Source organism: Nocardiopsis changdeensis (assembly GCF_018316655.1).
Classification (GTDB): domain Bacteria; phylum Actinomycetota; class Actinomycetes; order Streptosporangiales; family Streptosporangiaceae; genus Nocardiopsis; species Nocardiopsis changdeensis.
In genome coordinates this window covers 4911015-4924913 of record NZ_CP074133.1, presented here as the reverse complement: position 1 = coordinate 4924913, position 13899 = coordinate 4911015, and the positions used below count along the sequence as shown (strand labels likewise).

General features: G+C 75.8%; 16 protein-coding genes. 11 read left to right on the top strand and 5 right to left on the bottom strand.

Going from position 1 to position 13899, the window contains the following annotated elements; translation table 11 throughout:
* Both KGD84_RS22385 and KGD84_RS22380 read left to right on the top strand, forming a co-directional pair.
* Window positions 1-564 (top strand): hypothetical protein, encoded by a 564-nt coding sequence (locus KGD84_RS22385; protein WP_220562351.1) that lies wholly within the window; start codon window positions 1-3, stop codon window positions 562-564.
* On the top strand, window positions 561-1529 hold the full coding sequence (locus KGD84_RS22380; RefSeq protein ID WP_220562350.1) for a carbohydrate kinase family protein: 969 nt from the start codon (window positions 561-563) through the stop codon (window positions 1527-1529). Before KGD84_RS22385 ends, KGD84_RS22380 begins: the two co-directional genes overlap by 4 nt.
* On the opposite strand, the gene KGD84_RS22375 is transcribed toward KGD84_RS22380, so the two are convergent.
* Complete coding sequence (locus tag KGD84_RS22375; protein ID WP_220562349.1) at window positions 1517-3580, bottom strand: serine/threonine-protein kinase; 2064 nt, start codon at window positions 3578-3580, stop codon at window positions 1517-1519. The genes KGD84_RS22380 and KGD84_RS22375 overlap by 13 nt on opposite strands.
* A gap of 302 nt (window positions 3581-3882) precedes the next feature.
* On the opposite strand from KGD84_RS22375, the gene KGD84_RS22370 reads away from it, so the two are divergent.
* From KGD84_RS22370 to KGD84_RS22350, 5 genes are read left to right on the top strand one after another with little or no spacing between them, the layout of a single operon-like run.
* The gene (locus tag KGD84_RS22370; protein ID WP_220562348.1) at window positions 3883-4848 is read left to right on the top strand and encodes a glucosyl-3-phosphoglycerate synthase; all 966 of its coding nucleotides are present in this window, start codon (window positions 3883-3885) and stop codon (window positions 4846-4848) included.
* Window positions 4845-5705, top strand: a complete 861-nt coding sequence (gene folP, locus KGD84_RS22365) for a dihydropteroate synthase (protein WP_220562347.1) — start codon at window positions 4845-4847, stop codon at window positions 5703-5705. The genes KGD84_RS22370 and folP overlap by 4 nt, the downstream gene beginning before the upstream one ends.
* A gap of 28 nt (window positions 5706-5733) precedes the next feature.
* Entirely contained in the window at window positions 5734-6426 is a 693-nt protein-coding gene (locus KGD84_RS22360; RefSeq protein WP_220562346.1) for a class III extradiol ring-cleavage dioxygenase family protein, read from the top strand.
* Window positions 6423-7163, top strand: coding sequence for a dihydrofolate reductase family protein (locus tag KGD84_RS22355; protein ID WP_220562345.1), 741 nt, complete (start codon window positions 6423-6425; stop codon window positions 7161-7163). Before KGD84_RS22360 ends, KGD84_RS22355 begins: the two co-directional genes overlap by 4 nt.
* A gap of 8 nt (window positions 7164-7171) precedes the next feature.
* Entirely contained in the window at window positions 7172-7654 is a 483-nt protein-coding gene (locus KGD84_RS22350) for a hypothetical protein (protein ID WP_220562344.1), read from the top strand.
* Between the two features lie 55 nt (window positions 7655-7709).
* Here the strand turns inward: KGD84_RS22350 and KGD84_RS22345 are convergent, their stop codons facing one another.
* Both KGD84_RS22345 and KGD84_RS22340 read right to left on the bottom strand, forming a co-directional pair.
* Window positions 7710-8861, bottom strand: coding sequence for a PrsW family intramembrane metalloprotease (locus tag KGD84_RS22345; RefSeq protein ID WP_220562343.1), 1152 nt, complete (start codon window positions 8859-8861; stop codon window positions 7710-7712).
* A complete protein-coding gene (locus tag KGD84_RS22340; RefSeq protein WP_255646744.1) occupies window positions 8858-9481 on the bottom strand; it encodes a hypothetical protein in 624 nt (207 codons plus the stop codon). The genes KGD84_RS22345 and KGD84_RS22340 overlap by 4 nt, the downstream gene beginning before the upstream one ends.
* 247 nt (window positions 9482-9728) lie before the next feature.
* Between KGD84_RS22340 and KGD84_RS22335 the strand changes: the two genes are divergently transcribed.
* From KGD84_RS22335 to KGD84_RS22325, 3 genes are read left to right on the top strand one after another with little or no spacing between them, the layout of a single operon-like run.
* The gene (locus tag KGD84_RS22335) at window positions 9729-10145 is read left to right on the top strand and encodes a GntR family transcriptional regulator (protein WP_255646743.1); all 417 of its coding nucleotides are present in this window, start codon (window positions 9729-9731) and stop codon (window positions 10143-10145) included.
* On the top strand, window positions 10142-11011 hold the full coding sequence (locus tag KGD84_RS22330; protein ID WP_220562342.1) for an ATP-binding cassette domain-containing protein: 870 nt from the start codon (window positions 10142-10144) through the stop codon (window positions 11009-11011). Before KGD84_RS22335 ends, KGD84_RS22330 begins: the two co-directional genes overlap by 4 nt.
* Window positions 11008-11751: a hypothetical protein gene (locus KGD84_RS22325; protein WP_220562341.1), complete on the top strand. Its 744-nt coding sequence runs from the start codon at window positions 11008-11010 to the stop codon at window positions 11749-11751. The genes KGD84_RS22330 and KGD84_RS22325 overlap by 4 nt, the downstream gene beginning before the upstream one ends.
* A gap of 37 nt (window positions 11752-11788) precedes the next feature.
* Here KGD84_RS22325 and KGD84_RS22320 read toward each other — a convergent pair whose 3' ends face one another.
* Window positions 11789-12838 (bottom strand): zinc-binding dehydrogenase, encoded by a 1050-nt coding sequence (locus tag KGD84_RS22320; RefSeq protein ID WP_220562339.1) that lies wholly within the window; start codon window positions 12836-12838, stop codon window positions 11789-11791.
* 116 nt (window positions 12839-12954) lie between these two features.
* On the opposite strand from KGD84_RS22320, the gene KGD84_RS22315 reads away from it, so the two are divergent.
* Window positions 12955-13458 carry a hypothetical protein gene (locus KGD84_RS22315; protein WP_220562338.1) on the top strand — a complete coding sequence of 168 codons (504 nt, stop codon included), beginning with the start codon at window positions 12955-12957 and terminating at the stop codon, window positions 13456-13458.
* On the opposite strand, the gene KGD84_RS22310 is transcribed toward KGD84_RS22315, so the two are convergent.
* Window positions 13436-13888, bottom strand: coding sequence for a winged helix-turn-helix transcriptional regulator (locus KGD84_RS22310; protein ID WP_220562337.1), 453 nt, complete (start codon window positions 13886-13888; stop codon window positions 13436-13438). The genes KGD84_RS22315 and KGD84_RS22310 overlap by 23 nt on opposite strands.
* Window positions 13889-13899: the final 11 nt, after the last annotated feature.

Sequence of the window (13899 nt, the reverse complement as noted above, 5' to 3'; positions counted from 1 at the left end):
GTGCGTTCACGCATCCTGGAAGGGGCGCGGATGGCCTACGACGAGTTCGGACCCGAAGCGGAGGCGCGCCGCGCGCGGCGCCAACAGGAGATGGACGAGTACGTCCGTCGGGTGCGCGAGGAACAGGAGCGCGAACAGCACATACGGGCCGGGCAGGGCCGGCCCCCCGGGCCGCCGCCCGCGCAGCGGGGCGGCTGCGGGCGCGGCTGCCTGCTCGCCGTCGGCTGCCTCGTCCTGCTCCTCGTCGGATTCCTCGGCCTGGGGATGTTCGCCCCCTACCTGTTCGACATCCTGGGCCGGGAGAACATCACGGGCTCCGTCACCACGGAGGTGTGCGACAAGCGCGAGGACGGCGAGGACCTGATCCTGGTCACCGGGGCCGGCGAGTTCGTCCTGGGCGACACCCCCGAGAGCACGGCCCGCGAGCAGTTCGACGGGCTGGAGGTCGGCGGCGTCCATGAGATCGTCTACCAGGGCGCGCAGCTGCCCGGCCGCCCGCCGCCCGTGACCACGGGCGTGCTCGACGCCCCCGAGGGCGCCACCCCCGAAGGAGACTGCACGTGACCCACCCCCGGACCGATGTCCTCGTCGTCGGCGGGACCGGCGTGGACACCATCGTCCGCGTCCCCGACCTGGCCGTTCCCGCGGGCGACTCCGCGTCGGTGCCCCCGGTGCTGGACCACGTCGGGCACACCGGCAACGGCGTCGCCCTGGGCCTGCACCACCTGGGCCGGGCCGTGGAGTTCATCGACTTCCTCGGCGAGGACCTCCAGGGCCGCATGATCCTGGAGCGGTACGAGAAGGAGGGGCTGGCCTTCTCCCACCTGGTGTCCCCGCACGGCACGCCCCGCGGCGTCAACCTCGTCGACGACCAGGGGCGGCGGTTCTCCTTCTACGACGGCCGCCACCCCGTCGACCTGCGCCTGCCCCGGGAGTTCGCGCTGCCGTTCCTGGAGCGCGCCCGCCACGTGCACATGTCGATCATCAACCACAACCGCGACCTGTACCGGGACCTGGCCGGACTGGACGCCACCGTCTCCACCGACCTGCACGACTGGGACGGCGAGAACCCGCACCACCTCGACTACGCCCTGAACTCGGACCTGGTCTTCATGAGCGCCGCCGCCGTGCGCGGCCGGGTCGACGAGGTCCTGGCCGGGATACTGGAGCGCGGCCGGGCCGTGCTGGCCGTGGCCACCGACGGGGCCGCGGGCTGCCGGGTGCTGGAGCGCGGCCGGGACCGGCCGCGGCACTTCCCCGCGGTGGTCCCCGAGCGCCCGGTCGTGGACGCCAACGGGGCGGGCGACGCCTTCATCTCCGGGTTCCTGCACCGGTACCTCGGCGGCGCCCCGGTAGCGGAGTGCGTGCTGGCCGGGGCGGTGGCGGGCGCCTTCACCTGCACCACCGCCGGGACCCACACCGCGTTCGTCGACTCCGCCGGCCTGGACCGCCTGGCCGCCGCCGCGGCGGACGGGTGGCCCGGAGCGCCGGACGGCGGCCGGGCCGAGCGGGACGGTCAGCCGGTGTAGGGCGGGGGGCCGCTCTGCGGGGCGCGCGGCAGCGTCCACTCCCGCAGGACCTCCGACTCCACCCGCACCCGGGTCCGCAGCGAGTCCGTGCCCCGGCCCTGCGGCAGCCGGTCCAGGTCCGCCGCCAGCGAGCGCAGGGTGGCGCCCGCGGCGGACGGGTTCCCCTGGAGCCGGTGCAGCCGGGCGATCTCCAGGCGGAACGCCAGCGTGCGGGGGTCGTCGGCGCCCATGACCCGGGTCAGGTCCGGCAGGAGCATCAGCGCCTCCCACAGCGCCGCCCCGTGGTCGCCCAGCTCGCCCAGCCGGTAGGCGATCTCGAACCGGGTGGTGAGCGTGTCCGGGTGGTCCGGCCCCAGCACCCGGGTCCGGTCGGGCAGCAGCCTGCGGTGCTCGGCCAGCGAGGCCGCGTCGTCCCCCAGGTCCCCCAGGGTGTTGGCGACGGCCTGGCGGCTCGCGAGGGTGTCGGGGTGGTCGGGGCCCAGGGTCCGGACGCGGTCGCCCAGCAGGCGCTGGTGCTCGTCCAGGGCGGCCCGGTGGTCGCCCACCGCCGACAGGTGGTCGGTGATGTTCTCGCGGACGGTGAGGGTGTGGCCGTGGTCGGGGCCCAGCACCCGGACCAGGTCCGGCAGGACGGCGCGGTAGGCGGCCAGCGCGGCCTCGTGGTCGTTCAGCTCGCCCAGCTGGTAGGCGATCTGGAACCGGGTGCCCAGGGTGTCGATGTGGTCGGCGCCCAGCAGCGCCGCCTGGTCGGGCAGCAGGGAGCGGTACTCCTCCAGGGCGGCCCGGTGGTCGCCCAGGCCCTCCTTGCAGGCCGCGATCCGCGACCGCAGCTTGACGGTCCGCGGGTGGGCGGGCCCCAGGGACTCCCGCAGCCGGGGCAGCAGGCGCTCGTAGCCGGCCAGCGCCGCGGCGTGGTCGCCGCCCTCGCGCAGCCGGTCGAAGACCGCCGACTCCGAGCGCAGGGACTCCTCGGACTCGGGCACCCGGGAGGCCGTCCCCGCGGGGACGGCCGTTCGCGGGGCGCCCGTCGGCACCCCGTACGCCGGCGCGCCGGTGCCGTAGGCCGGGATGCCGCCCGAGGGGGTCGCCGCCCGTCCGCCGCCGTGCTCCGACGGGGAGCCGCCGGAGCCCGTCCACGCCGGACCGCCGCCGTGCGCCGGGCGGTCCGTCGGCGGGGGCGTGGCCGACCCCGTCGCGGGGCCGCCCGCCGGGCCGCCCCCGAAGTCCGGCCAGTCCAGCTCCGGATCGACGTCCCCGACCGTCTCGGCGACCTCCTGCGGGGTGGGCCGCTGCTCCGGGGCGTGCCGCCAGCAGCGGGTGATGACGTCCCGCAGGTCCGCCGGGACGTCCTCCGGGAGCTCCGGCGGGGGACCGATGAGGTTGCGCACGATCCCGGCCAGGGTGGGGGCGTCGAACGGGTTGCGCCCCACCGCCGCGTGCGCCAGCACCGTGCCCAGCGAGAACATGTCCGAGGCCGGTCCGACCTCCAGCGCGTCCACCTGCTCGGGCGACATGTACAGCGGGGTGCCCAGGGTGGCCCCGGTCCGGGTCAGCCCGGAGGAGTCCCCGCTGGGGCGGGCGATGCCGAAGTCGATGATGCGCGGCCCGTCGGAGGCCATGAGCACGTTCGCGGGCTTGAGGTCGCGGTGGGTCAGCCCGGCGCCGTGGATCGCCTCCAGCCCCTCGGCCAGGCCCACCGCCAGCACCCGAAGCGTCGGGTGCGGCAGTGGCCCCCGCCCGACCAGCACCTCGTGCAGGGACGGGCCGGGGATGAACGCGCTGACGATCCAGGGCGGGTCCCCGTCGGGGTCGGCGTCCACCACCGGCGCGGTGTGGAACCCGCCCACCCGCGCGGCGGCCGCCGCCTCCCGGGCGAACCGGCCGCGGAACTCGGCGTCGCCCGCGTACTGGGGCAGGATCACCTTCACCACGACCTTGCGGCCCGCGGCGGTGCGCCCCAGGTACACCCGGCCCATGCCGCCCGCTCCCAGGCGGTGGGTCAGCCGGTAGCGGCCGATGCGTTCGGGGTCTGTCGGATCCAGGGGCTGCACGGGCAGAGGTCCTTCTGGCGTCGGGGCGGGGACTGGTCGGTGCTCTGGGACGAGCGTTCCGCCTCTGCGGTTCAGCCTAGGGCTTGCTCGGGATTCCCGGATCCTCCCGGGGCGTCCGTCCCCGTGACCGGTGGTAACGGGGTTTTCACCGGGATTCAGGATGCGCGGAACACGGACCCGGCCTGCGCCGTGCACAGTGGGTCACGCGCGCGGCGGTCCGCCCCGCGCGTGGGCCCGCCGTGCGCCGCGGGTCGTAACCTTGGCCGCTGGGAGGGCTTGTGGAAGGGCTTGGGGGAGAGTTCGTGAGCGACACCTGGTTCGAGGACCGCACCTACCGGCACACCGACTGGACGCCGGAGCGGCTCCTGGACCTCAAACGACAGCGGGGACTGACCGTCAGCCTGGTCGTCCCGGCCCGGAACGAGGAGGCCACCGTCGGGGGCATCGTCTCCCGGGTGCGGGCCGCCCTGGTGGAGCGCACGCCCCTGCTCGACGAGGTCGTCGTCATGGACTCCGACTCCACCGACGGCACCGGCCGGGCGGCGGCCCGGGCCGGGGCGACCGTCCACCGGACCGTCGACGTCCGCCCCGACCTGGGGCACCGGCGCGGCAAGGGCGAGGCGATGTGGAAGTCGCAGTTCGTCACCTCGGGCGACATCATCGTCTTCCTCGACGCCGACCTCGTGGAATGGGACACCCACTTCGTCTCGGCCCTGCTGGGGCCGCTGCTCACCGAACCCGGGGTGGGGCTGGTCAAGGGGTTCTACGACCGGCTGCTCGACCTGCCCGGCGGCGCCCGGGTCAGCCACGAGGGCGGCCGCGTCACCGAGCTGGTCGCCCGCCCCACCCTGGCGCTGCGCTGGCCCGCGCTGTCCGGCGTGGTCCAGCCGCTGTCGGGCGAGTGGGCGATCCGCCGGGACCTGTTCGGGCAGCTGTCGGTGCCCACCGGGTACGGCGTCGAGCTGGCCGTGCTCATCGACACCCACCTGCGGTGCGGGGTGCGCGCGGTGGCCCAGGTGGACCTGGGGCGGCGCGCCCACCGCCACCAGTCGCTGCGCGGCCTGGGCGCCATGGCCACCGAGCTGCTCGCCATCGCCGACCGGCGGTGCGGGATCGAGCACGGCGGCGACGTCGCGATCCGCTGGTTCGACACCTCCGACGGACACGGGCGCCCGCGCACGGGTACGGTCAGTACCGTGGAGCGCCCGCCGGCCGCCGGGGTCGGGCCGGAGCGCTCCCGGGTGCTGGGAGGAGCTGTCGGTCGGTGATGAGGCTGCGGGGCCGGGAGTACGGCGGGCACGAGTCGCTGGTGATGGCGATCGTCAACCGGACCCCCGACTCCTTCTACGACAAGGGCGCCACCTGGGACGACGGGCCCGCCTTCGAGCGGGTGCGCAAGGTCGTCGCCGAGGGCGCCGACATCGTGGACATCGGGGGGATCAAGGCCGCGCCCGGTGAGGAGATCGGCGCGGACGAGGAGAAGCGCCGCGTCGTCGACTTCGTCGCCGCCGTCCGCGCCGAGTTCCCCGACCTCGTCATCAGCGTCGACACCTGGCGGGCCTCGGTGGGCCGCGCGGTCTGCGAGGCCGGGGCCGACCTGCTCAACGACGCCTGGGGCGGCTACGACCCCGGGCTGGCGGAGGTCGCCGCCGAGTTCGGGGCCGCCCTGGTGTGCACCCACACCGCCGGGGTCACCCCGCGCACCCGGCCGCACCGGGTGCGCTACGAGGACGTGGTCGCCGACGCGGTGTCCTCCACCGTCGCCCTCGCCGAGCGCGCGGTGGCGCTGGGGGTGGACCCGGCGTCGGTGCTCATCGACCCGGCCCACGACTTCGCCAAGAACACCTGGCACTCCCTGGAGCTGACCCGCCGCCTGGACGAGATGACCGCCACCGGGTGGCCGGTCCTCGTGTCGCTGTCCAACAAGGACTTCGTCGGTGAGACCCTGGACCTGCCCGTGGGGGAGCGCCTGACCGGGACGCTGGCCGCCACCGCGGTGTGCGCCTGGCACGGGGCCCGGGTGTACCGGGTGCACGAAGTGGCCGAGACCCGGCAGGTCCTGGACATGGTCGCCTCGATCCGCGGGGTGCGGCCCCCCGCGCGGACCGTGCGGGGGCTGGCGTGAGGGGCCGCCGCTCCGGAAGGGGGAACCGTTGATCGTCGCCACCGCCGTGTGCCCGTCGCCGCCTCTGCTCCTGCGGGAGCTGACCGGCGGCCGGGACGTGGCCGCCGACCTGCGCAAGGCGTGCGAGGAGGCGGTCGGCGCGCTGGTCGCCGCCGCACCGGACGTGATCGTGGTGCTGGGCGCCGACGCGCGCTCGGCGGAGCGGGTCCGGGGCCGCATCCCCGTGTCGGCCTTCGGCGGACCGGGGGAGCGTGTCCCCACGGCCGAGGCGCTGCCGACCTCCCTGGCCGTGGCCCGCCGCCTGCTGGACGACACGGGTGTCCGGGTGCCCGTGGAGATGGGCACCATCGCCGCCGACGCCGACCCCGCGGAGACGGCCCGGCGGGGCCGGGCGGTCGCCGACCGCCCCGAGCGGGTCGGGCTGCTGGTCATGGCCGACGCGGGCGCCCGCCGCGGCCTGCGCGCCCCCGGCCACCTGGACGAGCGGACCTTCCCGGTGGACGGGGCGATCCGCACCGCCCTGGCAGAGGGGGACGCCTCGGCGCTGCTGGACCTGGACCCCGCGCTGTGCGCGGACCTGATGATCAACGGCCGCTCCGCCCTCCAGGCCATGGCGCACGCCCGTTCCGGGGCGCCGGTCGCCGGGCCCCGCCTGCTCTACGCCGACGACCCCTTCGGGGTGCTGTACCTGGTGGCCGTCTGGCCCGGGGACCGGCGATGAGGGTCCTGCTCAACGAGATCGCCCCGCGCACGGCGGCCCCGGGGGACGAGGTCTCCGGGGAGGCGCTGGCGGTGCTGTACGCCCACCCGGAGCGGTGGACGCGCGCGAACATGGTCGCCACCCTGGACGGGGCGTCCACCGGCGGGGACGGGCTGACCGGGTCCATCAACACCCCGCCCGACAACGAGGTCTACCGGCTGCTGCGGGACCTGGCCGACGTGATCCTGGTGGGCGCCGGGACCGCCCGCGCCGAGGGCTACCGCCGCCCGGGGCCGCGGATGCGGCCCGGCCGCACGCCGCACCCGGACGTCGCCGTGGTGAGCCGCTCCGCGCTGGTGCCCCCGGGCCTGGCCGCCCCGGCCCGGGGCCGCGGCGGGGCGTGGATGGTCACCCGGGCCGCCGCGGGGGAGGACGCGCTGGAGCGCGCCCGCGCCCAGCTGGGCGCCGACCGGGTCCTGGTACACGGCGGCATCGAGGTGGACCTGGGCGCGGCCCTGGCCGACCTGGCCGGCCGCGGGCTGTCCCGGGTGCTGTGCGAGGGCGGCCCCTCACTGCTGGCCGACGTGGCCGCCCAGGGCCTGCTGGACGAGCTGTGCCTGACCACGGTGCCGCTGCTGGCGGGCGGCGAGGCCCGCCGGATCGCCTTCGGCGTCCCGTCGGACCTGGAGCTGCGCCCCCGCCTCATCCTGGAGTCCGAGGGGACCCTGCTGCACCGCTTCGTCCGGCCCACCCCCTAGGAGCACCGATGGACGTGCTGCGCGGACAACTGGTCCAGGCGGTCCTGGGCGCCCCGCCCGCCGACCTGCCCATGGTCGCCGCCCAGGCCCTGGCCCGCGGGCTGGACTCGCCCGCGCTGCGGGAAGTGGCCGGGCTGGGGCGCACGGACCCGGCGGAGGAGCTCTTCACCGAGGCGCTGGCGGAACTGGGCCTGTCCTGGCCCACCCCGGGGCAGGCCCACCTCTACGCGGCCCGGCACCTCTGCGCCCGGCTCCTCGGGGGCGAGCCGGACGCAGCCCGCGCGGCCGCGGCGGCCGAGGACGTGTACCACCACCTGTGCCTGGCCGCCGCCCACGGGGAGGGCGACCACGACTACAGGTCCTTCCTCGACCTGGCCTACGAGTGGGACGCGGACCGCCGGGCCGGCGTCGTGCCCGCCCCCGGACGGGAGCGGGCCGTGGTCGCCCACTTCCGGGAACTGGCCCGGGAGCTGCTGGCCGCGAGCGGCTGAGGCGCACGGGAGGGGCCGGGGAGGGCCCCGGCCCCTCCCCGGCGGGTCCATGCGGTCAGACGGTGTGCGCGAAGGCGCGGTCCTCGGCGGACTCCACCATCAGGGCCTGGACGCGCCGGGCCTCGGCGCGTTCCGCCTCGGGCACCTCGTGCAGCGCCCTGCGGCGGGCGCGGCGCCGGGCCAGGGCGACGGCCGCGGAGCGGCGCAGCCCCGCCTCCTCGGCCTCCAGCGCCAGGGCCCTGCGGACCCGGCGCCGGTGGGCGTGGCGGGCGGCGAAGTACACCGCCATGGCGATCCCGAAGTTCAGCAGCACCTTGAAGACGATGCCCGCGAAACCGTCCAGCAGCGGCGAGTCGAACAGCCAGTGCATCGCCATCGCGGTCAGGACCAGGACCGACGCCCCGAGGACCCGGCGGCCGCCCGGCAGCCACCCGGCGGCCGCCAGCAGGCCGACGCCGGCCCCCGCCACCGCGGACATCGCCCAGTGCGAGCCCAGGCCGGTGAGGAGCACCCGCAGGACGGCCGTCTGCGCCACGGCCAGGCCGCCGTTCACCCCGCCCGCCTGGACCACCGTGTTGAGCCCGTAGATGAGGTTCTCGGTCACCTCGAAGCCCAGGCCCACCAGGGCGCCGATCACGAACCCGTCGACCGGCCCGCGCACGGCGCGGGGGAAGGCCACGGCCACCAGGACGATCCCGGCGAGCTTGAACAGCTCCTCGTTGAACGGCGCCGTCATGGCCGCGCCCCAGACGGCCGAGAACTCCAGCCCCAGGGTCTTGGACCACACCCCGGTGAGCGCGCTGTTGGCGAGCAGGGCGCCGCCGGTCGCCGCGGTCAGCCCCCACGCCACCGCCACCAGCGAGGCGGCGGGGTCGGGGGCGCGTACCGGCCGGATGCGCCGGAACAGCCAGAACCCGAACAGCAGCGTCGCGGCGGCGAAGACCAGCCCCAGCGCCGCCTCGGCGAAGAACACCCGCACCGTCCCGCCCAGCCGGACCGCCAGCGTGACCAGCCCGAGCAGGCACAGCACGCCGATGACGACCATGGAGACGAAGGCGGGCAGGCGGTACCCCGCCACGGTCTGCTCGGGGGCGCGGGGCGCCGGGACCCGCTGCGGCCCGGGCCCGTTCCTGCGCCGCCGGCGCTGGGCGGGCACCGTCCCGGCCGCGGTGTCGGGGGTCCGGGGGTCGTTGGGCGCCTGGCTCATCGTCCGCCCTCCTCGGTGAACGTGACGGCGCGGGCGACGTCGGCGACCGCCTTCAGGTCGGCGGTGGTGGCGTCCTCCCCGCCCAGGGTCATCTCCACGGCGAACTCCCCGTCGGGCGAGGGGTACAGCACGGCGGCCCCCTCCTCGGAACGGCTGCGCATGACCCCGGTCAGCCCCTCGACGCCCTGCTCGGTGGTGATCGCCTCGGGCTCGCCCAGCCTCGCGGTGGGGTCCCCGGCGCGGACGATGTCGCCCATGCCCGCCCACAGGCGTTCCGCGTCGGGCAGCGGGTCGCCGACGGGCGTGACCGAGGTGACGGTCAGGTCCACGGGCCCCCGGTGGAAGCGGTAGGTCTGGCCGGCCTGGCTGGCCCCGACGTCGAGGTGCCACCCGTCCTGGGGCAGCGTCAGCGCGGCCCGGTACCCGCCGCCCTGGCCGAGCGTGATCTCGTCCCCGGCGCGGACCCGCTGGGCCCCCGGCAGCAGGGCGTCGAGCAGCGACCAGACGACCACCAGGAGGACCGCCACGGCCGTGGCGACGCCCAGCGGGATCCAGTGGTTGCGGCTCGTCCCCGGCGCCGTACCACTCGGCTGTGCCATGGCGCCCCTTTCGTCACTCATGGTGATGATCTGTCCGGACAAGGGAAACATCCGCGACCGGACGCACTGCCGGGAAAGTAGGAACTTGGCACATTTTGACGGGGATTTCATGGAATCGCGGAGGTTCTCTTCGAGGCCGAGGTCCTCGCCGGGGCGCCTTCCGCCATGACGCGGACACCGTCGGGCCGAGGGTGCGCGCCGCCTCCGGCCCCGTTGCGCCAGGGGTCGTCTTGTGCCACCCTTTCACTAATCAATTAGTGAAAGGGTGGTGAAGGCGATCGAGTACCGCATCGACCGGATGTCGGGCGTCGCGTCGTACATGCAGATCGTGCAGCAGACCAGACAGGCGCTCCGGCTGGGCGTCCTGCGCCCGGGGGACCGGCTGCCCACGGCCAAGCAGGTGGTCGAACAGACCGCGATCAACCCCAACACCGTTCTCAAGGCCTACCGCGAACTGGAACGCGAAGGCCTGGTCGAGGCCCGGCGCGGCCTGGGCACCTTCGTGACCCGGTCGCTGGCCAGCGACGCCGCCGCCCCCGACTCGCCGCTGCGCTCGGCACTGGCCGACTGGATGCGGCGGGCCCGGGAGGCCGGGCTGGGGGCGGAGGACGTGGCCGCGCTCGTCGCGTCGGTCACCGAGGACGTGTTCGGGGGCCGAGAGGACCGGAAGGAAGGAGACCGATGACCGGGGAAGCGGCCGTCGCCGCCGAAGGGCTGGTCAAGACCCGCCGGGGCCGGCGGGTGCTGGACGGGTGCACGTTCGAGATCCCGGCGGGCGCGGTGTGCGGGGTCCTCGGCCGCAACGGCGCGGGCAAGACCACGCTGCTGCGCGTCCTGGCCGGGCTGACCGCGCCCACCGAGGGGCGGGTTCTGGTGCGGGGGGAGTCCCCGCTCGCCCGCACCCCCGGACCCGCCCACCTGGGGCAGGACAAGCCCCTGCCCGGCGGGCTCACCGCGGAGGAGGTCCTGCGCACCGGCCGCGCGCTCAACCCCGACTGGGACGAGGCGACCGCCCGGCGGGTGCTGGCCGCCGGGGACCTGCCCGAAGGGGTGCGGGTGGGGCGCATGTCCGGGGGCCAGCGCAGCCTGGTCGCGCTCGCCCTCACCCTGGGCCGCCGTACCGGGGTCGCCCTGCTGGACGAGCCCTTCGCCGACCTCGACCCGCTGGTGCGGCACCGCGTGTCCGGGCTGCTCATGGCCGAGGTCGCCGACGGGGATCTGACGGTGCTGGTGTCCACCCACGTGTTCGCCGACCTCGCCGGGCTCTGCGACCACCTGCTCCTGCTGGCCCGGGGTCGGGTGGCGCTGGCCGGGGCGGTGGCCGACATCGAGGCGGACCACCTGCGCATGGTCGGAGTGGCCGACGACGACCCCGGACACCTGGACGGGCACACGGTCGTGTCCGACAGCCGGACGGGGCGCCAGGTGAGCGCGCTGGTCAAGACGGACGGCCCCGCCCCGCCACAGGGGTGGTCGGCACAGCCGGCGTCGCTGGAGGAGATCACGCTCGCCTATCTGGCGGGTGCCGGGAACAAGGGGGAACGACGATGAGCACGGACTTCGCACAGCGCACGGAGCACGGCTGGTGGCCGGCCTGGAGACACCAGCGGATCCTGGTGGCGGTGGCCGCGGTGGCCCTGCTGCTGGCGGTGGTCGGTGTGTTCTTCGACCTCCCGGTGCTGCGCCGGGCGGCCGACCTGGTCCTGCCGATCGAACGCCACACCTTCGGCGGCGACCCTTCGTTGCCCCTGCTGGCGGCCGCGGTGTGGGGCGCGCTCGTCCTGGGCGGCCGCGGGCGGCGCGACCTCATGTTGAGCCAGGGGCGGCGCGACTGGCCGCTGCCGGACATCGGGATCATGGTGCTCTGCCTGGCGGGGTTCGGGCTCCTGGCGGGAGGACTGCGAACCCTGTTCGTGGTGGGCGTCGAGGGGTGGTCCACGGTCGGACCGGTCCCCGTGTCGCACCCGGAGGGGCTGCTCTGGTGGGGCTCGGACCTGTACGGAGCGGCTCTGCCGGTCCTGCCCGCCCACCTGGTCCTGTACGGCGCGCTCGGGCTGGTGGTCGCGGCGCTGCTGCGCAGCCCGGTCCCGGCCCTGGTGCTCTCGGCCGCCCTGTCCTACGTGGTCGAGGTCGGCTTCGGGGTCGTCCGGCCCCTGTTCGCGGAGAACGGACCGGACGGGCCGTCGGCGGCCGACGTGTGGACGGTCGCGGCCGGGGAGACGGTGGTGGTCCTGGTGGCGGCGGCCGCACTGTGCGCGCTCGCCCTTCTCCTGGCCCGCCGCCCCGACTGACCGGACGGCCGCCCGTCCCGGCGGGCGGCCCCGGGCCTCAGGGGTGCACGAGGATCTTCACGTGGTCGTCGCCGTGCGCGATCAGCTCCTCGTAGCCCTTCTCGCGCGCCTCCTCCAGCGAGAGCCGGCCGGTGATCAGCTCCTTGGGCTGGAGGACCCCGCGGCCGACCGCCTCGATCACCTCGGGGAAGTCGAGGGGCCCGTAGCCGAAGCTGCCCACCAGGCCGATCTCGGTGGAGGCCAGCACCGCGGCGTCCAGCACCACCGGCCGCCCCTCGGACACGGTGACCGCCCGGCCGCCCTTGCGCAGGGCGCCGATGAGCGTCGCCACCGCCTCCGTCCCGGTGCCGGAGGTCTCGAAGGAGACGTCGGCCCCCAGGGGCGCGGAGCCGCGGACGGCGGCGACCACGTCCGTCTCCGCGGGGTCGAGCACCAGGTCGGCGCCGAGCTCCTCGGCGACCCGGCGGCGCAGCGGGGACGCCTCGCTCACCGTCACGTGCGCGGCGCCGCGCGCCCGCGCGGCCATCAGCACCCCCAGGCCCACCGCTCCGGCGCCGACGACCAGCACGGTGTCGCCCTCGCACAGGCAGGCGCGGCCCACCGCGTGCCAGGCCACGGCGAGGGGCTCCACCAGGGCGGCCACCGTGGGGGAGACGTCCTCGGGCATCACGTGCACCCGGTCGGCGGGCACGACCACGTACTCGGACATGCCGCCGCCCCCGCCCATGAGGCCGATGAACCCGGAGTTCTCGCACAGGTTGTACTCGCCCCGGCGGCAGGCGGCGCAGCTGCCGTCGAACACCAGGGGCTCCACCGCCACCACCGCGCCCTGGGGCGCTCCGCGCACGTCGGCGGCGGCCTCGACGACCCGCCCGGAGAACTCGTGGCCCTGCACGTGCGGTCCGTGGGTGCGCAGCACGGGGTGGAGGTACTCGTCGGGCAGCACGGGGTCGAGGTAGTTGCGCACGTCGAACTCGCAGATGCCGTTCCACCCGACCCGGATCTTCACCGTCCCGGGCACGACCCGGGGCTCGGGCACCTCGTCCACCCGCAGGTCCCGGGGCCCGTGCAATCGCAGCGCCCGCATCCGGCCCCCCTCCGCCGTCCCTGACCCCTTATCTCCCCACCCCGCCCCCCTGCCTCCCCGCCTCCCCGTGTAAACACTTCCCCTGGCCGCTGTCACCGGAAGAGCAGGAGAGGCCGATGCGCCTGGTGTCCCTTCACCGCGAGGAGCGCGGCCGCCGCGTGCGGTTCCTGGACCCGAACGCCTACCTGGAGGCGCTGCCCGGGCTCGCCGCCCGCCTGCCGCCCGGTGCCCGGGCCTTCGCCGCCGACCCCGGCCACTACGACTTCTACGGGCCCCGGTGCGTGAAGGACCTGCGGCCGGCCGGGATCGCGATGGCGCCGGGCGGGGCGGGGCTGTTCGACCTGACGCTGACCTTCGAGCCCAACCCCTTCAAGCACGACGCGGGCCTGTCGTTGGCGTACACCGGTGTCTCCTCCTTCGCCGTGGAGGCCGACGGGGAGCGGGCGCGCACCGGCGGCGGATCGCTCCCGGGGCTGGGCGACGTCACCCTCGACGAGGTGCTGCCGCACGAGCGGGGCTGCTCGCACGAGGTCGGCCTGCTCGGCGGTCGGATCCTCGTGGTCGCCCGGGACGTGGTGGCGGCCTGGGGGGTGAGGCTCAGGGGTGGGGGTGGGGGGTGAGGTGGTCGGCGGGGGAGCCGCAGGCGGTGCAGGTGGGGGTGGTGTCCAGGACGGCGACGTGGTCGCGGTGGTGGAAGACCACCGGGGGCTCGTCGTAGAGCCAGGTGGAGCCCCAGTGGGCGAGGGCGGTGACGACCGGGGCGAGGTCGCGGCCGGCGTCGGTCAGGTGGTACTCGTGGCGCGGCGGGCGCTCGCTGTAGGCGCGGCGCTCGACGACGCCCGCCTCCTCCAGGGCGCGCAGGCGGGCGGTGAGACGGTCGCGCGGGGCGCCGGTGTTGCGGGCGATGGCGTCGAACCGGTGCACGCCGAGGAGGAGCTCGCGCACGACCAGCAGGGACCACTTCTCGCCGACGAGGCTCAGCGCGCCGGCCGCCGGACAGGGGCGGCCCGGGACGGTGGGGTTGGGCTTCGTCGTCTCCGTCTGCGCCATGCCTCCAGAAT